Genomic DNA, 22374 nt, shown 5'->3' on the forward strand with positions numbered 1-22374 from the left:
TCACTCCTTGTTATTCTGGATGTTAGTAGTGCCCAGTAGTGGCGAATACATGCTTATCGGACATCGCCTCCTTGAGTTAGTCCCGGTATGTTGAATACCTGTTTATAAACAAATAAAAACCGACTGATGAAGTCGGTTTTCGGGTTACTTATTCGATCCGCTGAGGATCAGCGTCGTGTACAGGGATTCGTTGGGCCGAACCCGCGTTACTTCCTCTTGCCGGTTGAATGCATTCGCGCGCGCCATCCAAGGCTCTACGCAGACGAACGGCTTGCCCGGCACACTCCACAAATAAACATAGGGAAATTCCGAGCCGTATGACATTTGAATGCGGCGTCCGGCGGACGGATCGAGCGCGATCGCATGCCGCTTCGCGCCGATCAGGACGAACGATTGTGCGGCATCGGTCAAATCGAGGCGGCCGGTAAACGTTTTTTCCGTCTGATCGCCGTAATCGACGTATCGCTCGGCATCGGTTTCGTAGGCAAGATTTTTGTCGTCTGCCGCAAAATAGGGATGGAAACCGGCATACATCGGCATGTCGCGATCGGATAAATTACGGTATTGCTGCTCGATGCGAAGCGAGGCATCCTTCAATATGTATGTGAAAGTCAGCTCGAAGGCGAACGGATACGATTCCAGCGTCTCCGGCGTACTTCCGAGTTTTATCGTGAGGGAAGCTTGTCCTTCTTCATTAATCGCAGCCACTTTCCACGGCATGTTCCTGGCGAAGCCGTGATTTTTCATCCGGTAGACGGAGCCTTCCCACTCATATCGTTCATTAGGCAGCTGGCCGCAAATCGGGAATAAAATCGGATTCCCGCCGCGAATGTTCGCAGACGGATTATAGAAGGTTTCTTTATCCAAGTACATGTATTCGTGTCCGTAAGCTTCATACCCGATGACGATGCCGCCGCGTTCCGGACATATGCGCACTTTGGACGAGGTTGACGGCTCGATCAATTCGTAAATCGTGAATGTATCCGAATACGTTTGTACGCGGTAGTTCATTCTTGACGCTCCTCTCATGCTGTTCTAGTTATTAGGATAGCATAGGTGTACGCGAAATGTCGCGGTATTTGCCGCATATTGACAGAAATTGAAAAAAGCCGGGCCCGGATCGATCGGGAACGGCTTGTCTAATTATTGGTTATTGATTGTTCATACAGGATTTGTTATAATTTCGGATAGCAACTAAAATGCAAGAAATAATTAAATTTCAATATCCCACTATATAATACCATATTAAAGGCGCGTTGTCAACCTGCAAAAGGCTTTCCAGCCGCGCGCAACAGAGATTCAGATTCGTTAGTATGGAGGAGGGGCTGGATGAATACCAATGATCAGCGAAATGATTCAGGACCGGAGAAAGCGTTCGACCAAGTAAATGATCGACTTTCCGGACCAGGCTTTGAGGGTGCGGCGCCTGCCGATGCCTCTCATGATGAATTTCAAATCGGGGATGATTTCACATTGCCTCCCGGCATAAAAATCGACGATCCCGTCCGGATGTATTTGAAGGAGATCGGACGAGTCCCCCTTTTATCCGCCGAAGGGGAAGTCGGTTTGGCGATCAGAATCGGACAGGGCGACGAAGAAGCTAAGCGCCGACTGGCCGAAGCGAATTTGCGTCTGGTAGTTAGCATTGCCAGGCGGTACGTAGGACGCGGCATGCTCTTCCTTGATTTGATTCAGGAAGGGAATATGGGCTTGATGAAAGCGGTCGAGAAGTTCGACCACTCCAAAGGATTCAAATTCAGCACGTACGCCACGTGGTGGGTACGACAGGCGATTACGCGGGCTATTGCCGACCAAGCCAGGACGATTCGCATCCCGGTCCATATGGTCGAGACGATCAATAAGCTCGTCCGGATCACCAGGCAGCTTGTGCAAGAAATCGGACGGGAGCCTACGCCGGAAGAAATTGCGAAAGAAATGGACATGACCGTCGATAAAGTTCGCGAAATTATGAAAATCGCCCAGGAGCCTGTCTCGCTCGAAACGCCGATCGGGGAGGAGAACGACTCGAATTTAGGCGATTTCATCGAAGACCACGATGCGCCCGCACCGGCTGACGCAGCGGCTTTCGAGCTGCTGAAGGAACAGCTGGAGGATGTTCTCGATACGCTGACGGAGCGCGAAGAGAACGTGCTGAGGCTGCGGTTCGGACTTGACGACGGCCGCACCCGGACGCTCGAAGAGGTCGGACAAGTATTCGGCGTTACGCGCGAACGCATTCGTCAAATCGAAGCGAAGGCGCTGCGCAAGCTGAGACATCCCAGCCGGAGCAAACGGCTTAAGGACTTTTTGGAATAATCCGGCTCGTACACGATGCGCCGTTTCATCATGCATTCGGAGCAAGCGGTCCTCGGGAAGCGTTAGCTTAAGGGGATCGCGATTACCTGGAAATGGAATCATTAGCGAAGGATATACGTGTTGACATATGAAAAAGGACGGTGGGAGCATGGAGGCCGGTTTTCTTATTCGATGCCTGAAATGCGGCGAGCAGCTCAAGGTCTCGCCCGGCAAGCGCCAATATCGCAGCGAACGTATCGTTTTCGGGACGGACAATTACGGAGCGGATCAAATATCCTGCGAATGCGGAAATGCTCTGGACGAGTACAGTAAATACGAGGGCGGAGACAGTGAGCCGGAGGGTGAATTTACCGTCGAATGGCGGGATATTTCCAAGTAAGCCGAAGTATATTTCAACGGTAAACGCGCGAGTCCCGGATTATGCTTACGAAGTCGCTTTCTTCGAAAGCGGTTAGGACGGCGAAGCTTTTTATCCTTGCAGCAAACACTTGCATACGGCTTTATAAGAAACAGTCGGATCGCGTGACGATTCGGCTGTTTTTTGTGTGCATGCGGAAGTAAATTCTCCGACGGTTGTTCGATTCCGGTAAACACGCCAGTCCTTAAAAGGACGGCAAAGCCGTTCATCCTTGCGCTGCTAATTAGGCTCCTCGATATACTGGAGTCCGAAACAGCCCGCTTGGAGCAAGGAATCGAGGTTCGCCAAACGCTGGAGTCCGATTTTGCCGGCTTGGAGAACGGATTCATCAGTGTACCGAGCAAAATAGCTGCTGCAAGTAGGCGTTTTCGGACTACAGGCGGGGAAAGGAAGCCGTATTCGATTCCAAGTGGGCGTTTTCGGACTACAGGCGGGGAAAGGATGCCGTAGTCAACTCCAAGTAGGCGTTTTCGAACTATAGGCAGGGAAAGGAAGCCGCATTCGATTCCAAGTGGGCGAAATCGGACTGCAGTGCATGCAAGCGACGAGCGAGGATGGGCAAGCGCGTAGGAATACCGGTTGGAGGACCGGTAAAAGTCAAAGATATGACAGAAAGCACCGAAGGCGAACAAGAGGTAATGGGTATGGAGGCCGGCAGGAAAAAACGGTTTCAGTCAAACTATACCGTGTCCCTTCGTACGAACCTGCTTATACTGAAATGGCAAGCAGAAACGAATCGGAAGGAATGATGTTATATGTCCATTGCAGTCATGGCGAGCACCCGAAATTTTGCGTTTACAGGTGTCCTCGAATAACGGATCGGACAGAGGATTCCTGTAAAGCATCGCGTTTTGCAGATTGATTTTACAGGAGGATCCGAGCATGAATATGGAAGCTTTGGGCTGGACTCCCGAATGGGAAGAAGCCTTTCGGCCCTATCGCGAAAAAGGATATGTACCGGGCCGCGCAGCGTTAGAACACAAACATATGTATCGTGTATATACGGAGCACGGCGATTTTCTGGCCGAGGTTTCCGGCAAAATGAGGCATACGGCGATCGGCCGGGCCGATTATCCCGCTATCGGCGATTGGCTCGCTTTATCGCTGCGTCAAGACGAGGGGCGTGCGACGATTCACGACGTACTGCCGCGCTTCAGCAAATTTTCGCGCAAAGTGGCGGGCTCGGTTATTGACGAGCAGATCGTAGCGGCGAATGTCGATACGGTGTTTATCGTGAACGCGTTGAATCAGGATTTCAACCTGCGGCGGATGGAACGGTATTTGACGCTGGCATGGGAGAGCGGCGCCAATCCGGTCATCGTGCTCAGCAAAGCGGATTTATGTCCGGATGTGGCGGCGGCCGTCGCCGAAGCGGAAGCCGTCGCTATGGGCGTGCCGATACATGCGGTAAGCCATCTGCACGGCATAGAAGCGTTATTGCCATACGCAGGAAAAGGCCGGACCGTTGCGCTGATCGGTTCGTCGGGAGTCGGCAAATCGACGCTGATCAACCGGCTTTATGGCCGCGATATTCAGCTGACGGGCGATATCCGCGAAGGGGACGATCGCGGCAAGCATACGACAACGCACAGGGAGCTTGTGGCTCTGCCGGACGGAGGAATGCTGATCGATACGCCCGGCATGCGGGAGCTGCAGCTTTGGGATGCGGAGGAAGGCATGAGCGCATCGTTCAAAGACATCGAGGAGCTTGCGGCGCAATGCTTCTATGATGATTGCCGGCATGATAAAGAGCCGGATTGCGCCGTTAAGCAGGCGCTTCGGGACGGCGTGCTGAACCGCAGCCGGTACGACAATTACGTCAAGCTGCAGCGCGAGCTAGCTTATTTGGCCCGCAAGGAAAACAAAGCTTTGCAGGCGGCGGAGAAAAGCAAATGGAAAAAGCGCAATCAGGCTGCCAAACAGCAGCGCGAACGAATATGACGCTGTCGTTCCGATTGGCCGAAAAATGATGGGCAAACGAAATAGATAGCATGACGTATAAAAGCTGCAGCCGATCCCGCTAAGGGCGAGCTGCGGCTTTTTTGCATAAAGGTTAAGATTACCCTATATCCCTAACTCATAACTCGATGAGCCGACCATTCGAAACCTCAAACGCAGCGGCATTTACCGCTATTTGTACATGGCTAAAGTCATAAAGTCACAAAATGCAGTCATAGGCAATAATGTGACCGACGAGCTCTTGCGATCGTTGTATAATGATTTAGATCGGATAAGATCGGTACTAACCGAGACGGGAACAGGAGCGGCTGTATATGCTTATAGGATTGTACATTTATCTCGTAGTCATTAATATCGTCGGCTTTGCCTTCATGAGATACGATAAAGCGCAAGCAGGACGCCGGCGCAGAAGAGTTCCCGAAAAACGTCTCTTCACGATCGCTGCCGTGGGCGGCGCATTGGGGAGCATGCTCGGTATGCGCGTGTTCCATCACAAGACGAAACATCGGACATTCGTAATCGGCATGCCTGCGCTTCTCATTTTGAATGCGGTTTGCATTTATGTGATTTATAAGCTTGCCGCTTGATTTACATTCACCGACCTAGCGTCTAATCCCGGTCTGACGCCGCATGCTGCGGAATAAAAAACATATTCTTGAAACCTATTGCCGGTTGTTTTCGTATTAATTGTCACAGAGTTGTAAAATTATTTTCATGTTCCACTAATGTTTGCTCGTTATGATAAGACAAATAGAGACATTTTATTTTCGGGATGGAGGAAACGTCATGCAAACGATCATCAGCTTCCGTAACAAAAAAATTCCTGTCTACTATACTTCAACCGACCGTAAAAAGAAGACGGACGTATCCTATCTGCTCCGATTATTGGAAAACAAGTTCGAGAACGGGAAACGAGCGGTAAAAGCTTGCATCGATTCGCTGATCAGCATCGAAATCATCGGCTGCGAAGCCATTTTGCATACTAGACGGGAAGAAGATACGCTCGCGTTATCCCTGTATTAAAATCGACACCAAAAAGACGGCAGCCTCGGCTGCCGTCTTTTTGCCGTTTGAGGACCCTTTATCCTATTGCGGAACATGGCTGCTTTTGACGGAGTCGGGGGATAACGGCCGTCCCTTGCGACTATTAAAATTAACGCCAGTCCATACCGCTTGATTCGAGCAAATGTCCGAAGTCGTTATCGAGCCGTTTCTGCTCGGCTTTACGGGCATCTTCCGCTTGCTTCCGTTTTTCCTCCGCCCGGTTATGCTCCTCGGCTTTCAAGGCATCGGCTTGCGCTTTCAGCTTTTCCAGCACGTCGGGGCGGAGCATATCTTTCAATGTAGCCGGTTTATCTTCCGCAGGCTGAGCTTGCCGTGGGATATGCTTCTGTTTTTTGGCCAAAACGATCACCTCTTTGTATATTCTACTCAGTATAACAGGTATCGGAGAGCGGTTCCATCGTTCGGACGCCGATTCGTCGACTGTTTCAACAGGCATCGCGAAATCGGCAAAGACCGCCTGCTTCTCTAAGGAAGGGCGGTCGGTTATTAATGGATGCGAGAGCGGCTTCGGACCAGCGGTAAACGCCGGTTCACAAACCGCATGTAGTAAAAGGCAGCATAGCCTCTTACATAGCAGTCAGGAAAATAGGAGATTAGGCGTTCTTCAGCAGCTTCAGGAATTCCCGCATAAATCCGGGCAGATCGGGCCAGGCATGACCGGAAACGATATTGCCGTCTACGCAAAGCGTATCCTTCGCATATTCCGCTCCGAGGCCTTCCACGTCAGGTCGGCAGGCCGTATAGGCGGTCATCGTTCGACCTTCGAAGTAAGCGTTGTTGCGTAGGGCGCCGAATACGAGCACCGCGTGGCAGATGGCGCCGACGGGTTTGTTATTGTCCAGAAAGCCGCTTACGATCCGCGGAATGTTTTCGTCCAGCCGAATATACTCGGGCGCACGGCCTCCCGGGATGATCAAGCCGTCATACTCGGAGGGATCCACTTCGACAAAGGAGAGGTGGGATGCGAGCTGGTAGCCGGGTTTTTCCGTATAGGTGTCCCAACCTTCGAAATCGTGAACGACGGTACGGAGCGTTTTTTGACTGGGAGAAGCGATTACGGCCTCATAACCTTCCTCCAAAATGCGGTAATAGGGATAATAAACCTCAAGCGACTCGGCGGCATCTCCGGTAATGATGAGTATTTTTTTGGACAACTTCATCACGCTCCTCGGACATATTGGGTTCCTTTTCTATTGTCTGCCAAGGCGGATAAGCTGTAAAGAGTGAAAAATGTTAAGTTTTGTCGAAGACAAGAACGGTCGCCGCTTGTTTGAAGGAAGCGTTCGACGAATGGAAATGGAGGTGCAGACGCTCTCGGCGATACTGGAGCAAAGCTCTCCACCGTTTATAAGAAAGCGTTTTGAAGCGATCAAGGCTCCTCCGCGGCCGTTTGAAAATGCGAGACAAGCTCGGCGATGAACGTATTGATGACGGCGTAGCGAAACATTTCTTTCGGATAGACGACGCCCACAGTCTTGTGAGGGACCGGCTCGACGATCGGGATTTTGCGGATTGAGGGATCCTCGACGTGGGCGACATAGGATCCGGGTAAAATAGCTCCGCCTATATGGCGCGCGGCCATTTGCAGCAGCGAGTCGAGCGTCGACAGCTCCATAATCGGCTTCGGGACGAAGCCGGCGTCGATGCAGTATTGATCGAACATTTGCCTGACAAGAAACTTGCTTTGCAGAAGGACAAGATCGATGTGACGCAGCTCGTCCAGCTTGACGAATGCCGCATCTGCCAGCTTATGGGCGCTTGAAACGACAAGCAGCAGCCGTTCGTCGAATAAAGGAATGCTGTCCATCTGCTCGTCATCAAGAGGAAGAAACACGACGCCTATATCCAGCCGGTTCGATAAAAGGCCGTCCATCGTTTCATCCGTAGCAAGCTCGGTGACCGATAGCTCGATGTCGGGATATTGGGAGTGAAACGCCATCAAGGCCGAAGTCAATAAATGATTGCCCGAGCAGCCGATTCGAAGTCTTCCCCTGCGCACCCCTCTGAGCTCGTCGATTGCCGTTTGCGCTTGCTCAAGCTCATGGAATGCCCGAATACAATGTTTTTGTAAAATTTCGCCGGCCTCCGTCAAATATGTTTTTTTGCCGATGCGCCGGAACAAGGACGTGCCCAAACGCTTCTCGAGCAGACGGATTTGATGGCTGAGCGTAGGCTGACTGATGCCCAGTTTCTCCGCCGCCCTTGTGAAATGCAATTCTTCGCATACCGCCAAAAAATAAGCCAAAAGCCTGAATTCCATACGATCACTCCGATCATAGATGCTATCTATCATCGTAATCGATAATTAGGAATTGTTCAATCATTCACGCTTCGATATAGTCAGAATATTAAGTTATTCCAACGAACCAGGGAGCGAGTACAGGATGACGATGTCGATTCGGATTGAAAAGAGCGGCGCTTTGAAGCCCAAGCCCGATGAGGATAAGCTAGGGTTTGGCAGTTATTTTACGGATCATATGTTTTTGATGAACTACGATACGGATAAGGGCTGGCATGATGCGCGTATCGTACCTTATGCGCCGCTGCAGTTCGATCCTGCGGCCATGGTTTTTCATTACGGCCAAGCGATCTTTGAAGGCTTGAAGGCGTTCCGGACGAACGACGGGCGTATATTGCTGTTTCGTCCCGACAAAAATGCGCAGCGCTTCAATCGCTCATGCGAAAGGTTGTGCATGCCTGAAATTGATGAGGAAACGTTCGTCGAAGCCATTCGCGCGATCGTTCGGGTCGAAGCGGACTGGGTGCCTGCAAAAGCCGGAGCGTCGCTTTATATTCGGCCTTTCATCATCGCGACAGAGCCGGCGCTTGGCGTGCGTCCGTCCAAAAGCTATTTGTTTGCGGTAATTCTCTCGCCGGTCGGCAATTACTATGGCGAAGGTCTGAAGCCTGTCAACATTCGCGTGGAATCCGACTTTGTCAGAGCGGTGCGGGGCGGAATCGGCAATGCCAAAACTGCCGCCAACTATGTAGGAGGCTTGAAGGCGCAGGAGATCGCAGCAGCCGACAATTGCGCGCAAGTGCTTTGGCTGGACGGGGTCGAGCGCAAATATATCGAAGAAGTCGGCAGCATGAACGTTTTTTTCAAAATTAACGGGAAAGTGATTACCCCTGCGCTTAACGGCAGCATACTTGACGGCGTAACGAGACAGTCGGTTATTCGGCTGCTTGAGGAGTGGGGAATTCCGGTCGTCGAAGCCAAAATCGCCATCGACGACGTTCTGGCGGCCGTGAAAGACGGCACGTTGGAGGAAGCGTTCGGAACGGGAACCGCTGCAGTCATCTCCGCAGTCGGAGGCTTGCATGCAAACGGCTCGATGCACGTTATCAACCGGGGAGAAATCGGCGAGCTGACGAGCCGCTTGTACGATGCCATTACAGGCATCCAAGCTGGGAAGCTCGAGGACAGCTTGGGCTGGACCGTCGATTGCGGGTAATGCTCAGCACCGGTAAGGTCAAAAGCGGCCGGTAAAGCGATGACGCATCGCCGGATCGGCCGGCTGCTTGATGTTTACACTAGGAGCTGTCTCAAAAGTATTCATTTCGTAAGGGATAGCTAAAAGATCGAGAAGCGACACCTCCTCTTCCACTGCTAAGCGGACGACGAGTTTTTTAAAACGGGGCAGCGCCAAAAGTCCATTGACGACTTTTGGCGCTGCCCCTGTTCCTTTCGCGCTTCATATCGCTATTTTTGCAGCATGATTGCGAACCTTGGGGGTGACTTTTGCCAAAGATAGGAGTATTTTTATAAGACAGCAACTTAACAGGGAGGCGTCTCATGCATTTTTTGCGCAAATACGCCCGAAGTCACGGCAAAATGTTCGGCGTAGCGGTTTGTTTTCTTACGTTCGAGGCTTTGTGCGATCTTATTCTGCCGACTTTGATGTCCACGATAATCGATTCGGGAGTCGCAGAGAAAAAAATGGACGTCGTCCTGAGGCTCGGCGGTCTCATGGTGCTGATTACGGCGTTTGGCGCAGTCTCGGCGTCCCTCCGCAACGTTATTTCGAGCCGGGTGTCGCAAAAGTTCGGCGCGGAGCTTCGTTCGGACTTGTTCCGAAAAATCCAGTCGCTTTCGTTCGCCAATATCGACAAATTTGAAAGGGCTTCCCTCATTACGAGGCTGACCAATGACGTAACACAGGTGCAGAACTTCGTGAACGGGCTGATGCGCATTTTCGTCAAAGCTCCGCTTCTTTGCATCGGAAGCCTCATTATGGCCATTCGGCTAAATCCAGATTTGGCCGTCGTTCCGGCAATCGTCGTGCCTATCGTGGCTTTTCTCGTTTACTTGAACATGAAGGTTGGCTTTCCGCGGTTTATGCGGGTGCAGAAGGCGCTGGACAAAGTAAATGCGGTCATGCGCGAATATTTGTCCGGGGTACGCGTCGTGAAAGCTTTTAACCGCTTCGATTATGAAACGGACAAGTTTAACGAAACGAACGTCGAGTATCAGACTCGCTCGATTCAAGTGATGCGGGCGATGGCGGTATTCAATCCGGCGATTATGCTGACGGTTAATTTCGGCATTATAGCGGTTATTTGGCTCGGCGGCGTACGAGTAGCCGACGGTCAGATGCAAGTGGGGCATATTATCGCATTCATCAATTATATGACGCAAATCTTATTTTCGCTGATGACCATTTCGATGGTGTTTAATATGTTCGTTCGCGCGCGGGCTTCGACTATGCGGATCGGCGAAGTGTTCACAGAGGTCAACACGATGACTTGGAACGAAAATGAGCGCGATCCGGTGCCGCAATCTGGGAAGGGCAGGATCGACTTCGAGCAAGTGTCCTTTTCTTATGAGGGGGCTTCCGGTTCGCCCGTGCTCAAACATGTATCGCTTACCTGTTTGCCGGGCGAAACGGTCGGGATCATCGGCTCTACCGGCTCCGGCAAAAGCAGTCTTGTCTCGCTGATCCCGCGATTCTACGACGCCATTGAAGGCGCGGTGAAGGTGGATGACGTCGATGTCAGGCGGCTCGATCCGAAGCTGCTGCGCGACCGGATTGCGGTCGTCCCGCAAAAGACGGTGCTGTTTACCGGCACGGTGTCGGAAAATATTCGCTGGGGTAATGAACATGCGACACAGGAGGAGATCGCAGCTGCAGCCCGTATGGCCGAAGCGGACGGGTTTATCGCTTCGTTCCCCGAAGGCTACGAAACGAAGCTCGGGCAGAAAGGCGTGAATCTTTCCGGCGGGCAAAAGCAGCGGATCTCGATAGCGCGCGCGCTTGTGCGAAAGCCGGATATTCTTATTTTGGACGATTGCACGAGCGCAGTCGACATGGCGACGGAAGCCAAAATCAAAGACGCGCTCAAACGGTATGCGAAGGGCGTAACTTGTCTCCTGATCGCACAGCGGATAACGTCGGTTATGGATGCGGATAAAATTGTCGTGCTGGACGACGGGGAAATAGTCGGTATCGGCAGTCATGATTCGCTGATGAGCCATTGCGCGGTTTACCGGGAAATTTACCAATCCCAAATCGGAAAGGAGATGCAGCCGCATGGCGAAGCCGACTGAGCAGCCGGGTCAAGGGGGCGATACGAAAAGCCAAGGTGACGTCCCGATGATGGGCGGTCTCGGCAGGCCGGGTCAAGGCTTCGGCCATAGGGGCGGAAGAGGTCCTGTCGCGAAGCCGAAAAACTTCAAACGTACGCTGAAGCGCATCTGGTCTTATTTGGGCAAGGAACGAAAGCTGTTATCGTTCACGTTCGTCATTATTTTAATCAGCTCGGCACTGTCGTTGACGGGCCCTTATTTGATCGGCGTAGCCATCGATTCGATGACGGCCTCGGGCGGAACGGTCGATTTCCGGCTGCTCGATTTTATGCTGATCGCGCTTGCGGCAGCCTATATAACCGACGGCGGACTTACGTTTTTGCAAGGCATTATGATGGCCGGACTTTCGCAGCGCGTCGTGACGAATTTACGAAGGACGCTTTTTGCCAAGCTGCAGAAGCTGCCGCTTGCTTATTTCGATTCGCGGCCGCACGGGGAAGTCATGAGCAGGCTGTCGAACGATATCGACAATGTCAGCAACACCATTTCGCAATCGACGCTTCAATTGATGTCAGGCTCCATCGCGATCGTCGGCTCGCTTGTGATGATGCTGGTTCTGAGCCCGCTGCTGACGCTGGCCGCCCTTATTACCGTGCCGCTCGTATATTTGCTCGCTCGCACCGTTACGAAGAAAACGAGCGTTATGTTCAAGGAGCAGCAAGCGCAGCTGGGCAAATTGAACGGACATATCGAGGAGACGATATCCGGTCTGCAGATGGTCAAAGCGTTCAATCACGAGGACAAATCGATTCAAGAGTTCGAAGCGGTCAACGGCAAGCTGTACGAGGTCGGGCTCAAGGCGCAAATATGGTCCGGCTTCATGATGCCGCTGCTCAGCGTCATCAACAATATCGGGTTCGCGGCAGTCGCGATTGTCGGCGGCGTGCTGGCTGTGAAGGGGCATATAACGGTCGGCGTTATCGCCAGCTTTCTCAGCTACTCCAGACAGTTCGTCCGTCCGCTGAACGATTTGGCGAGTACGTTCAATCTTCTGCAATCCGGCGTAGCCGGCGCCGAAAGGGCGTTCGAGGTGCTCGACGAAGAAGAGGAGAAGAAGGACGACAAGGACGCTCTGGAGCTTATAAATCCTAAGGGGCATGTGGAGTTCGACAATGTCAGCTTCGGCTACCGTCCGGATTTGCCCATTCTGAAAAACATCAGCTTCGAAACGACCGCGGGAAGCAGTCTGGCGCTTGTAGGGCCTACCGGAGCGGGGAAAACGACGATCGTCAACCTGCTCACCCGATTTTACGATACGACGGGCGGGACGATCCGGATCGACGGCAAAGATATTAGAAAGTATTCAAGAGACAGTCTGCGCAGATGCTTCGGCATCGTGCTGCAGGATACGTATCTTTTTTCGGGAACGATTAAGGAAAATATTAAATACGGGAGGCCGGACGCAACCGATCGGGAAGTGAAGGAAGCGGCTGTTTTGGCCAATGCCGACGTATTCATCATGCGGCTTCCCGGCGGCTACGATACCGTTCTGTCCGAGAACGGCGGCAATTTGAGCCAAGGACAGAGGCAGCTGCTTGCGATTGCGCGGGTCATACTCGCCAAGCCGTCGATTTTGATTCTCGATGAAGCGACCAGCAGCATCGATACCAGAACCGAGCTGCACATCCAAGATGCGCTGCTGAACATCATGCAAGGGCGCACCAGCTTCATTATCGCCCACCGGCTGAATACGATCCGCGATGCGGATACGATTATGGTCATCGACCGCGGCGAAATTGCGGAGCAGGGCAGTCATCAAGCATTGATGAATAAAGAAGGAACCTACTCGCGAATGTTTGCCAATCAATTCAAAAATATCGCAGGCACCGAAGGGGCGGGAGAAAACGCTTGACGTCCGGTACGGACGACGCATAAGGCTCCCGACTGCGCCCCCTCACCGTTCATTCAAGGGGAAAATTCGACAAAGACCCGGCGAATATTGATTCGCTCGGGTCTTTGTTTGCTTGATAGCAAGGTGGCGGAATGTTTTTGGGCGGCGCGTAGACGAATTATTCGTCCGTACCGGACGGAACGGCTGCAGCCGCATCTTTGATTTGCTTCCATTCGGCCAAATGTTTTTCGAGGTTTTCGATCAAGGTGTCGACTTCGGTCAGGAAGACCGCTTTATCGACAGGTTTGATAGCTTGATGCGATAGAATCGCGTCCTCCGTCAAGGGACTATAAGCGGGCAGGGAGGCAAGCAGCTGCTGCAGCTCCGTTTCGATAACGGTAACCGAAGGTTGTTCCGCAGCTACCTTTTTGTCGGGCTTGGCCGGCTTTACGCTCTTGGCGGGTGCGGGCTTCGATTCCGCGGGCTTCGCTCTTTCCGCTTTGTTATGCTCGAACACGGACCATGTTTCAAGGAGCTCGCGGCCGGATTTATACAGCAGCTTGTCTTTGGTGCCGGCTGAAATATCTTTATCTTTAAACAAGCGGGCGATTTTTTTGACGTCGCTTACGGGCAGTTCGTCTCTGGCAACGATCAGGGCCAGCGGATCGCGGTGCTCAAGCTGCAGATCCTTAAGGGGGAGCAGCTGGTCTTCCGTCAGCTTGTCTTTCTTGATCTCGGTGCCGGCTACGATCAGTTTTTTGACGGCATTGCCGAATTTTAAAAGCTCGCATTTGTTCTTGATGTAGGATTCGGGCTTGCCGAGCTTGCTTGAAAGAAATTTGGTCGAGCAGCTGAATCTCTTATCGGTCAGCATCTTGTTGAAAGCCTCCGCCTCTTCGATCGGCGAAAAACCTTCCCTCGTCAAATTTTCGGCAATCTGCTCCAAGTAAATTTCCGTTTCATCCGTCACGTCGGATACGATGCAGGGGATCGTTCGGCGGCCCAATGTTTTGCAGGCTTTGTACCGGCGGTTTCCGTAAATGATTTTATACCGGCCGTTTTTTGTCGTTCTTACCTTGATCGGCGAGAGCAGGCCGAGCTCTTCGATGCTCTTCATGAGCTCCTGCAGCGCTTCTTCGTCGAATTGATATCTGGGCTGATCCGTATCTTCATCAATTAATTCCGTTAAAATGTCGATAATGTCCATTTGAATTCTCCTATCTTCGATTCAGTCGGCGCCGTTCCCGGCGAGGCGTACACATTCTCTTATTATATAACACTGTTCCTGCCGAGGAAATGATAGAGCTGTCGTTTATCGGCGAAAGAGCCTTTCGTTTATAAATGAGCTGCCGCTTTGCGAAACTCCGACTATATTACCGTTAATTAGAAACATTTGGAGGAAATCAAACGTTTAAACAGCATATAAGGGATCGTTCAAACCTTTCGCGCCGGACGTTTTACTAGGAGGATAAAGAATGGTACCGAATTCGCTTCGCCATAAAGTACGACGTTTGAACGCTTGGATGAGCGTTGGATTTCTCGCGATAAGCCTGTCGGCCTGCGATTATCAGGCGGACACAGCAAAGCCGAAGGATAGCGAAAGCCGTATAAACGATACCGTCGGATGGGCAAAAACGGCTCAAATCGGCAGATTTGAAGGTGTGAGAGGGTTGGAGTGGGTTTCGGAGCAGGAAATCGGCTTCAGCAGGACGGTGAAAGCCGAAGAATCGCGCGGCCGATACGAAACGACCCGTGGCGTCCTATCGATCCGGAATGGCGAAATCCGCGATACGCAGCCATGGGGTTGGAACGATACGAGATTCGTTTCGCCGGACGGAAAACATGCGTACACCGTCCTTCGCCGTTCGGAAGGCGAAAATCTGTATGCCAAGCATGTCATAGAGGAGCTCGCCACCGGCCGGAACGTATCGGTTTCTGCGGAAAACGTTGCCGGTACAGGACTATGGTTGGATAACGAATCATACTTGCTGATTCCCGGTATTGGCGAGGGCCCGGCACAAAAGATCGGCTTGAACGGTACGGCGACACCGCTGCCGGCGCTCAGCGAAAAAATCCTGCAAAATCCGGAAAAGTTCCAGAGCAGCGGACATTTTAGAAAAGCGGGGGATCGCATCTATTATCTGGAGCGTAATGGCCCGGGTACTGTGCATCGTTTAAACTATTTTTCAATCAAAGACCTCGAACAGCCTGTCGTCACAAGCGTCGACATGGATGATGACGTTACACGATACGAAATCTCGCCGGACGGAAATAAAATAGCGATCGTGAAGTTCGTGAGTTCGAACGGGAATTCGGAGTATGAACTGGTATTAGCGGATCGCGACGGGGCGGAAGCGGCCGGCGGCCCCATTTGGAAGAGCCGCTCCTTATTCGAATTATCCTGGTCGCCGGACAGCTCGAAGCTTGCTTTAAGCGGCAGAAGCGCTCCGGATTCCGCGGATCGAACCATGATCGTTGACGTTGCAGCAGGCGGTATCGAACAAGCTTTCGAGTGCAAGCGAAGCACAGTTCCTGCCTTATGGAGTCCAAGCGGAAACAAGCTGATGATAACGGCGGATGAAGGTGAAACAGGTATCGAAGCTTTTCCGGTCGTGCACATTATTCGTTTGGAGCAGGATAAAAGATGAGCATTGATAAAGGGGCATTACTGCCGTAGATGCCCGACTCACTGCTCTTGCAGGGCTGTACGTGCGTCGTGCCGCATACTGTTGTTAAACGTCCGGAGCTGCGCCACGCTGCTACCCTTCGTTTTAGCGCATACCGCTTTATGTTCGGTTCGTCTGCAAAACTTGTTTTCGCTGTTTCCGGTAAGCGCCCGGCGTTATTCCGACAATCCGCTTGAACACGCGGCAAAATGATTGCGTGTCGCGGTATCCGACCGTTTCGGCGACGGCGCTTATTTTATGGCGGGTGCACTGCAGCAGCTCGCAGCTCGTCCGGATCCGCGCATGCTGCACGTATTCGTGGAACGGTTGTCCCGTCCGCTGCTTGAACAAGCGAAAAAAATGCCGCTCGCTCATCCGGCAGCGCTCCGCCATGCTTCGAACGGTCAGCTCTTCCTCCGCATGACGGCTGACGTACTCGACGGCTTGGCCGATCGGGTCGCTCTCCTCGAAATCCGCCGATTCGGGCGGCCGGATTGCTTTGCGCGACAGCTGAACGAGCAACTGCAGCAGCAGGGCGAACAGGACGGCTGATGAGCCGGGACGCCTTGCCGTATACTCGTTGAACATGGATTGAAAAAGGGGCTCAAGGGCAAGCTCGCGGTCTATGACGCTATTAACGGTCTCATAAGGCTCCTGCTTCGGACGGAGCAGACTCCTTAGATCGATGTCCTCGATATGCTCGCCCAATTGCTCGATCGCAGCTTCCGGAAACAGGCAGTTGTAGACGACAAGCTTCTGTCCGGGGCTGGCGGAATACGGCCGGAACACATGCGGCACGCCGATCGGCAGCACAAAAAGCTCCCCCTTCGAGACGGGGACTACCTGTTCGCCGATGTGATGGTAGCCCTTGCCTTCCGAGACATATGTAATCTCGATAAAATCATGGGCATGGTACCAGGATTGAAAGCTTTCCTCAATCCGATTGACGAAAATTCGTCTGCCGTCCCGGAAAAAGTCCGTTCCCCGCAATGTTCGCTCCACCATAATACCTCACGGTCAATCGGAATGATTGAAGGATCTGTCGCATTTTTAAGATAAAATCATTGTCATATATGCCTTGTATTATTGTCAAGAACAGCCGTGTTTTATCTCCCGATTTCTCAGTACACTGGAAGCAATCCGAAAGCTATTCCGCTGTACGGCGGCTAACAAACGATAAGGGAGAGAAGCTTGATGCAAACTTTCGGCGTTTACGATCTGCGCTGCGATTATAAGAAAAATCCGCTTGGGACGGACGAATTGCGTCCGCGTCTAAGCTGGAAGCTATTTGCCGAGGGAAGAGGAATGATGCAGTCGGCTTACCGGATTCAGGTTTCCGAGGATGCCGGCTTTCATGAGCCGGTAGTTTGGGATACGGGCCGAAAGGCAGGGGACAGCTCCGTTCATGTCGTTTATGACGGACCGGCGCTGAAATCCCGGACTCGATACTTCTATCGCATTAAGGCCTGGGATCAGGCGGGCGGCGAGTCCGGCTGGAGCGAGCCGGCATATTGGGAGACGGCGCTCCTGTCTCCGGACGAATGGAAAGCGGAATGGATTACGTTCAAGCTTCCCGAGGACGGGGAAGGCAACGAGCCGAGCCAATTTTTACGCAAAAGCTTTACCGCGAAGGGGCCGGTCAAATCCGCCCGGGTCTATGCTACAAGCCTTGGGATTTACCGGTTGTTTCTGAACGGCAAGCCGGCCGACGATACGTTATTTGCGCCGGGATGGACCAGCTACGGCAAGCGCCTGCAATATCAGACCTACGATGTGACGGAGCTGCTCCGGCTAGGGGATAATGTGCTTGGGGTCATGCTGGGCAACGGCTGGTTCAAAGGCAATCTTGCGTGGCAGAACCAGCGCAACATATACGGAAGCGAGCGCGCGGCGCTTCTCCAGCTCCACTTGACGTACGAGGACGGCGGCGAGGAAATCGTCGCGACGGACGGTTCATGGCGCGCGAACGGCGGGCCCGTGCTGATGTCGGAATTATACCATGGCGAAACGTATGACGCGCGCAAAGAACGAAACGGCTGGAATGAAGCCGGCTTCGATGACGGGGACTGGAAGCCGGTTGCGCAGCTGGAATGGAGCAAAAATACGCTCCTCGCGCAGGAAAACGATCCATGCCGCATCGTGCAGGAGCTGCGCCCGGTTGCGGTGATCAGAACGCCAAACGGCGAAACCGTACTGGATATGGGACAAAATATGGTCGGCTGGATACGGTTTACGGTGGAATGCGAAGCGGGGACGGTCATCACGCTGAAGCATGCTGAGGTGCTCGACAAGGAAGGCAATTTTTACGTCGGCAACCTGCGATCGGCGAAGCAGACGATTTCGTATACGTGCAAAGGCGGCGGCGCGGAAACGTACGAACCGTTCTTCTCGTTCCAAGGGTTCCGATACGTGAAAGTGGAAGGGCTGCATAACGAAGACGATGCGGGTCTGCTGAACCGTTTTGTCGGCTGCGTCATTCATACGGATATGGAGCAAACGGGCAGCTTCCGCTGCTCGGATGAACTGGTGAACCAGCTGCAAAGCAATATTTTGTGGGGGCAAAAAGGTAACTTCCTCGACGTTCCGACGGATTGCCCGCAGCGCGACGAGCGTTTGGGCTGGACCGGCGACGCGCAGGTATTTATCCGGACAGCCGCCTACAACATGAATGTCGTTCCATTCTTCGAAAAATGGCTGAAGGATTTGATGGCTGATCAGCTGCCGAACGGCGGTGTCCCGCATGTCATTCCCCATGTTTTGAGACCGGGCGATCATTCCTCGGCTGCCTGGGCGGATGCCGCAGTTATTTGCCCATGGACGCTTTACGAATGCTATGGCGATACCCGTGTGTTGGAGGTGCAATACGAGAGTATGAAGGCTTGGGTCGAGCATGTAAGGGTTCAAGGCGATAACGAGTTTTTATGGAATACGGGCTTCCATTTCGGCGATTGGCTGGCGCTCGACGCACCCGGCGACAGCTGCCTGGGAGCTACGCCAAGCGATTTGATCGCGACGGCGTTTTATGCGTATTCGTCGAAGCTGCTTGCCAAAGCGGCTGACGCGCTCGGCAAAAAGGACGACGCTCAACGGTACGCTGCGCTTTCCGAGAAGGTGGCCGAACAGTTCCGCTGCGAATTCGTGACGCCGTCCGGCCGCGTCGCCGCGCCTACGCAGACCGCCTATGTGCTCGCGCTTATGTTCGATCTGCTGGAGGAGAAAGACCGCGAACCCGCCGCTGCGAAGCTGGCTAAATATATCGAGGACAATAAAGATCATTTGACGACCGGTTTTGTAGGAACGCCATACCTCTGCTTCGTATTGACCCGTTACGGGTACACGGACTTGGCATACCGGCTGGTCCTCCAGAAAGAGTATCCGTCTTGGCTTTATTCGGTGACCAAAGGAGCGACGACCATTTGGGAGCATTGGGACGGCATCAAGCCGGACGGCACGTTCTGGAGCGACAGCATGAATTCGTACAATCACTATGCTTATGGAGCCGTAGGCGATTGGCTTTACCGGGTGGCTTGCGGCATCGATACGGATGAGCGGAAGCCGGGTTATAAGCGGATTCGGATCGCGCCGCAGCTCGGCGTGCAGCTTTCCTTCGCCGAAGCGTCTTTCGAGTCGATGTACGGGACGGTCAAGGTGCGGTGGGAAAAGCTGCCGGCCGGCCGGTTCGCGGTCGACGTCGTTATTCCGCCGAATACGGATGCCGACGTTGCGCTTCCCGGAGCGGATCTCGCCGCGGCAACGGAAAGCGGGTCGAAGCTGGAGGCAGCGGAAGGCGTCCGCTCCGCCGTTCAAGAAGGCGGCGACGTTCGTCTGGAACTCGGATCGGGCTCCTACCGGTTCGAGTACGCGCTGCTAGGGTAGCGATTACAATTCGCATGAGCATCATTTGAATATCGCTCTCTCCCGACATGTTCGGGGGAGGGCGTTTTTAACGTTTCACTGATGCCGTGCTTAGCAATGCACGAAAAAAGCAGCATTCCTGCTTGGAAGTCGAGTTTGTCCATTTAGAGCAAATTGTTAAGGTCTTTTTTACGCCGCAGTCCGAATTTGACTGCTTGTAGAGCAGATTAACCGGTGTTTCAAGCTAAATGGCCTCATTAAGCGGGCATTTTCGGACTACAGGATAGTGAAGGCATCCAGACACGATTCCAGTTGGGTAAAATCGGTCTGCAGCACGCATGCAAGCGGCGAGCGAGGAGCGGTCACCTTGAATCTAGGTGATCATCAGACTTCATGTGAAGTGCATGATTACGATGTGATGGACGATGACGATCCGGAAGTACCCCCGCAGTTTGCCTGTTAGACATGTGGAGGCGAGATGTACCTGGAATATTAGTAGGGCTTGTATGGTTATCAATACAGTCTGGAAGACCGGTTAGGAACAAGGGCGTAGAGAGAAGCAGCAAAGGAGAACAGAGGTAATGGGTAGGGAAGGCTACAAAGGAGCTTCGCTATGGGCCCCCTTTGAAATCGTGTGATAACCGCAAAACCAATTCCAGATCACACGATTTCAAGAGGGGTTGAAAGCCCCTACCCATTACCTCCCACACGCACAAACGTATAGCCATGCACCAAAGAACCGTCCGCGATTTCCAAACGGACCGTCACATATCGTTGCCAATTGGTGTGATTCGGATCACACGGGGGGCGGTCCTTCGTTGATTATACTTGGCACATACCTTAACGAAAGCAGGGAGATAGTATGCTAAGCGAAAAGACGGTTCAAATCATCAAATCGACGGTTCCGGTGCTGGAGGTCCATGGGACGGCGATCACGAAGCGGTTTTACGAAATGATGTTCGCCAATCATCCCGAGCTTTTGAACATTTTCAACCACGCCAACCAAAAGCAGGGCAGACAGCAAGCGGCGCTTGCCAATGCGGTTTACGCTGCGGCCCAATATATCGATAAACTGGAAACGATCATTCCGGTCGTCAAACAAATCGGTCATAAGCACAGAAGTCTCGGCATTCGGGCGGAGCATTATCCGATTGTCGGGCAAAACCTGCTTGCCGCGATCAAGGAAGTGCTGGGCGATGCTGCGACGGAGGACATTTTGCAGGCATGGGCGGAAGCGTATGGCGTCATAGCGGGCGCCTTCATCGGCGTAGAGGCGAAAATGTACGAGCAGGCCGAAAAGCAGGCGGGCGGCTGGACGGACTTCCGGGCGTTTACGGTGGAAAAAAAGATCCAGGAGAGCGACGTGATCACGTCCTTTTACTTGGTGCCGCAGGACGGGAAAGAAATCGCGGCATTCGAGCCCGGACAGTATGTGAGCGTAAAAATGAACATGCCGGGCGAGACGTATACGCATATCCGGCAATACAGCCTTTCGGACGCGCCGGGAAAATCGTATTACCGGATCTCCGTCAAGAGGGAGGATGCCATCCGCAATAATCCCGCAGGCAAAGTGTCCTTCTATTTGCATAATCAGGTCAAGGCAGGAGACGTATTATGGCTTTCGGCGCCGGCCGGCGATTTCGTTCTGGACCGGAAAGACGCTCGCCCCGTCGTTTTGATGAGCGGTGGGGTCGGCTTGACGCCGATGGTCAGCATGCTCAATACGCTGGCGGAGACGGATCCGCAGCGCCCCGTAACGTTTATTCATGCGGCTCAGAATGGGGATATGCATGCGATGAAAGAGCATGTTGAGGAGCTTGCCCGCAAGCATCCGCAGATTTCGTTCCACTGGTGCTACGATAAACCGACGGAGCGGGATCGGGAAGCACATGCTTTTCACAGGGAAGGGTATGCGGATTTGCCTTGGCTGCAGTCGATCGTGCCTTCCAAAGAGGCGAGCTTTTATTTTTGCGGTCCGGTGCCTTTCATGAAATCGATCAATGGCGCTCTGCAAAAATGGGGAGTTCCGGCGGAAGACATTCATTATGAGTTTTTCGGTCCGGCAGGCAGCTTGGAGCCGTCCGAACAGGAGCTGCAGGAAGCGTCCGGCAGACGGTAGGGCTTTTATTCGGCCGGCGGTTGGGCACGCAGCAGCCGGTTTACGGTCTCGCGCCGAAGTCCGATGAGCTGGCCGATTTCTTCCTGCGTAAGCACCTCCGTCAACGATGACGGGCCGATGAAGGAATGAAACCACTTTTGCAGCTTGCGCAGCTTCTCGGCAGGCGTTACCTCAGTCAGCTGATCGATCCGCTGCTGCATCATCCGCAGCTTATCCTGCAGCTGTAGCGCGATTTCACGGCATTTGACGGGATCCCGCTCCAATTCCGCATACCAGGCCGAAGCCGATATCGGTTCGATTTCGCAGGAAACGAGCGCAACTGCCGTGCCGTGGTAAGGCTTCGGGCTGATTAAGGAATGATGCGGGATCGTTTCGCCCGGTATAATGACGTTGACCAGAAACGTACTGCCGTCTTCATGGAGACGTACGATTTTCAGCAGACCGCTTTTCACGTGGTATAGCGGACCCGAATCCCCTTGGCGGAACAGCGTTTCTCCCTTGTGCAAAATCATGGCAACCTCCTAAATAGATGACGAAAAGCCGGCTGTGAGCCGGCTT

18 protein-coding genes are annotated in these 22374 nt (G+C 53.0%); 11 read left to right on the forward strand and 7 right to left on the reverse strand.

All coding sequences use genetic code 11. The annotated features are described in order from the left end of the window. Positions 1 to 144: 144 nt before the first annotated feature. Positions 145 to 1011: an aldose epimerase family protein gene (locus tag DQG23_RS12735; protein ID WP_113031231.1), complete on the reverse strand. Its 867-nt coding sequence runs from the start codon at positions 1009 to 1011 to the stop codon at positions 145 to 147. Between the two features lie 213 nt (positions 1012 to 1224). Between DQG23_RS12735 and rpoD the strand changes: the two genes are divergently transcribed. The 5 genes from rpoD to DQG23_RS12765 all read left to right on the forward strand — a co-directional run bounded on the left by rpoD (position 1225) and on the right by DQG23_RS12765 (position 5716). Further along, positions 1225 to 2316, forward strand: a complete 1092-nt coding sequence (gene rpoD / locus DQG23_RS12740) for an RNA polymerase sigma factor RpoD (RefSeq protein ID WP_420330230.1) — start codon at positions 1225 to 1227, stop codon at positions 2314 to 2316. Between the two features lie 148 nt (positions 2317 to 2464). Further along, the gene (locus DQG23_RS12745) at positions 2465 to 2695 is read left to right on the forward strand and encodes a hypothetical protein (RefSeq protein ID WP_113031232.1); all 231 of its coding nucleotides are present in this window, start codon (positions 2465 to 2467) and stop codon (positions 2693 to 2695) included. 921 nt (positions 2696 to 3616) lie between these two features. Next, on the forward strand, positions 3617 to 4675 hold the full coding sequence (gene rsgA, locus DQG23_RS12755; RefSeq protein ID WP_113031234.1) for a ribosome small subunit-dependent GTPase A: 1059 nt from the start codon (positions 3617 to 3619) through the stop codon (positions 4673 to 4675). A gap of 332 nt (positions 4676 to 5007) precedes the next feature. Beyond that, entirely contained in the window at positions 5008 to 5280 is a 273-nt protein-coding gene (locus DQG23_RS12760; protein ID WP_113031235.1) for a DUF1294 domain-containing protein, read from the forward strand. Between the two features lie 199 nt (positions 5281 to 5479). Next, positions 5480 to 5716, forward strand: a complete 237-nt coding sequence (locus tag DQG23_RS12765) for a 3-dehydroquinate dehydratase (RefSeq protein WP_113031236.1) — start codon at positions 5480 to 5482, stop codon at positions 5714 to 5716. Between the two features lie 130 nt (positions 5717 to 5846). Here DQG23_RS12765 and DQG23_RS12770 read toward each other — a convergent pair whose 3' ends face one another. The 3 genes from DQG23_RS12770 to DQG23_RS12780 all read right to left on the reverse strand — a co-directional run bounded on the left by DQG23_RS12770 (position 5847) and on the right by DQG23_RS12780 (position 8018). Next, a complete protein-coding gene (locus DQG23_RS12770) occupies positions 5847 to 6098 on the reverse strand; it encodes a YqkE family protein (RefSeq protein WP_238177870.1) in 252 nt (83 codons plus the stop codon). A 253-nt stretch (positions 6099 to 6351) separates the two neighbouring features. After that, the gene (locus DQG23_RS12775) at positions 6352 to 6912 is read right to left on the reverse strand and encodes a DJ-1/PfpI family protein (RefSeq protein ID WP_113031238.1); all 561 of its coding nucleotides are present in this window, start codon (positions 6910 to 6912) and stop codon (positions 6352 to 6354) included. 215 nt (positions 6913 to 7127) lie between these two features. Continuing rightward, the gene (locus tag DQG23_RS12780) at positions 7128 to 8018 is read right to left on the reverse strand and encodes a LysR family transcriptional regulator (RefSeq protein WP_113031239.1); all 891 of its coding nucleotides are present in this window, start codon (positions 8016 to 8018) and stop codon (positions 7128 to 7130) included. Positions 8019 to 8142: 124 nt separating this feature from the next. Between DQG23_RS12780 and DQG23_RS12785 the strand changes: the two genes are divergently transcribed. The 3 genes from DQG23_RS12785 to DQG23_RS12795 all read left to right on the forward strand — a co-directional run bounded on the left by DQG23_RS12785 (position 8143) and on the right by DQG23_RS12795 (position 13197). Then, positions 8143 to 9213, forward strand: a complete 1071-nt coding sequence (locus tag DQG23_RS12785) for a branched-chain amino acid aminotransferase (RefSeq protein WP_113031240.1) — start codon at positions 8143 to 8145, stop codon at positions 9211 to 9213. Between the two features lie 341 nt (positions 9214 to 9554). Then, positions 9555 to 11306: an ABC transporter ATP-binding protein gene (locus tag DQG23_RS12790; protein ID WP_113031241.1), complete on the forward strand. Its 1752-nt coding sequence runs from the start codon at positions 9555 to 9557 to the stop codon at positions 11304 to 11306. Continuing rightward, complete coding sequence (locus DQG23_RS12795) at positions 11290 to 13197, forward strand: ABC transporter ATP-binding protein (protein WP_113031242.1); 1908 nt, start codon at positions 11290 to 11292, stop codon at positions 13195 to 13197. Before DQG23_RS12790 ends, DQG23_RS12795 begins: the two co-directional genes overlap by 17 nt. Positions 13198 to 13354: 157 nt before the next feature. On the opposite strand, the gene DQG23_RS12800 is transcribed toward DQG23_RS12795, so the two are convergent. Beyond that, complete coding sequence (locus tag DQG23_RS12800; RefSeq protein WP_113031243.1) at positions 13355 to 14383, reverse strand: ParB/RepB/Spo0J family partition protein; 1029 nt, start codon at positions 14381 to 14383, stop codon at positions 13355 to 13357. Positions 14384 to 14651: 268 nt separating this feature from the next. Here DQG23_RS12800 and DQG23_RS12805 point away from each other — a divergent pair, with 268 nt between their 5' ends. Beyond that, complete coding sequence (locus tag DQG23_RS12805; protein WP_113031244.1) at positions 14652 to 15824, forward strand: TolB family protein; 1173 nt, start codon at positions 14652 to 14654, stop codon at positions 15822 to 15824. Between the two features lie 138 nt (positions 15825 to 15962). On the opposite strand, the gene DQG23_RS12810 is transcribed toward DQG23_RS12805, so the two are convergent. Beyond that, positions 15963 to 16844 (reverse strand): AraC family transcriptional regulator, encoded by an 882-nt coding sequence (locus tag DQG23_RS12810; RefSeq protein ID WP_158560439.1) that lies wholly within the window; start codon positions 16842 to 16844, stop codon positions 15963 to 15965. 192 nt (positions 16845 to 17036) lie between these two features. Between DQG23_RS12810 and DQG23_RS12815 the strand changes: the two genes are divergently transcribed. Together DQG23_RS12815 and hmpA are read left to right on the forward strand one after the other, a co-directional pair. Beyond that, positions 17037 to 19718 carry an alpha-L-rhamnosidase gene (locus DQG23_RS12815; protein ID WP_113031246.1) on the forward strand — a complete coding sequence of 894 codons (2682 nt, stop codon included), beginning with the start codon at positions 17037 to 17039 and terminating at the stop codon, positions 19716 to 19718. A gap of 841 nt (positions 19719 to 20559) precedes the next feature. Continuing rightward, positions 20560 to 21816: an NO-inducible flavohemoprotein gene (gene hmpA, locus DQG23_RS12820; RefSeq protein ID WP_113031247.1), complete on the forward strand. Its 1257-nt coding sequence runs from the start codon at positions 20560 to 20562 to the stop codon at positions 21814 to 21816. 5 nt (positions 21817 to 21821) lie between these two features. Here the strand turns inward: hmpA and DQG23_RS12825 are convergent, their stop codons facing one another. After that, complete coding sequence (locus DQG23_RS12825; protein ID WP_113031248.1) at positions 21822 to 22328, reverse strand: Crp/Fnr family transcriptional regulator; 507 nt, start codon at positions 22326 to 22328, stop codon at positions 21822 to 21824. Positions 22329 to 22374: the final 46 nt, after the last annotated feature.

Origin of the sequence: Paenibacillus contaminans, assembly GCF_003285015.1 — a bacterium.
GTDB lineage: Bacteria > Bacillota > Bacilli > Paenibacillales > NBRC-103111 > Paenibacillus_V > Paenibacillus_V contaminans.

Excerpts from the sequence above, each read along its gene's own strand:
- DQG23_RS12735 (WP_113031231.1), bottom strand. The coding sequence starts at position 1,011 with ATGAACTACCGCGTACAAACGTATTCGGATACATTCACGATTTACGAA.
- DQG23_RS12745 (WP_113031232.1), top strand. The coding sequence starts at position 2,465 with ATGGAGGCCGGTTTTCTTATTCGATGCCTGAAATGCGGCGAGCAGCTC.
- rsgA (WP_113031234.1), top strand. The coding sequence starts at position 3,617 with ATGAATATGGAAGCTTTGGGCTGGACTCCCGAATGGGAAGAAGCCTTT.
- DQG23_RS12760 (WP_113031235.1), top strand. The coding sequence starts at position 5,008 with ATGCTTATAGGATTGTACATTTATCTCGTAGTCATTAATATCGTCGGC.
- DQG23_RS12765 (WP_113031236.1), top strand. The coding sequence starts at position 5,480 with ATGCAAACGATCATCAGCTTCCGTAACAAAAAAATTCCTGTCTACTAT.
- DQG23_RS12780 (WP_113031239.1), bottom strand. The coding sequence starts at position 8,018 with ATGGAATTCAGGCTTTTGGCTTATTTTTTGGCGGTATGCGAAGAATTG.
- DQG23_RS12785 (WP_113031240.1), top strand. The coding sequence starts at position 8,143 with ATGACGATGTCGATTCGGATTGAAAAGAGCGGCGCTTTGAAGCCCAAG.
- DQG23_RS12790 (WP_113031241.1), top strand. The coding sequence starts at position 9,555 with ATGCATTTTTTGCGCAAATACGCCCGAAGTCACGGCAAAATGTTCGGC.
- DQG23_RS12795 (WP_113031242.1), top strand. The coding sequence starts at position 11,290 with ATGGCGAAGCCGACTGAGCAGCCGGGTCAAGGGGGCGATACGAAAAGC.
- DQG23_RS12800 (WP_113031243.1), bottom strand. The coding sequence starts at position 14,383 with ATGGACATTATCGACATTTTAACGGAATTAATTGATGAAGATACGGAT.
- DQG23_RS12805 (WP_113031244.1), top strand. The coding sequence starts at position 14,652 with ATGGTACCGAATTCGCTTCGCCATAAAGTACGACGTTTGAACGCTTGG.
- DQG23_RS12815 (WP_113031246.1), top strand. The coding sequence starts at position 17,037 with ATGCAAACTTTCGGCGTTTACGATCTGCGCTGCGATTATAAGAAAAAT.
- hmpA (WP_113031247.1), top strand. The coding sequence starts at position 20,560 with ATGCTAAGCGAAAAGACGGTTCAAATCATCAAATCGACGGTTCCGGTG.
- DQG23_RS12825 (WP_113031248.1), bottom strand. The coding sequence starts at position 22,328 with ATGATTTTGCACAAGGGAGAAACGCTGTTCCGCCAAGGGGATTCGGGT.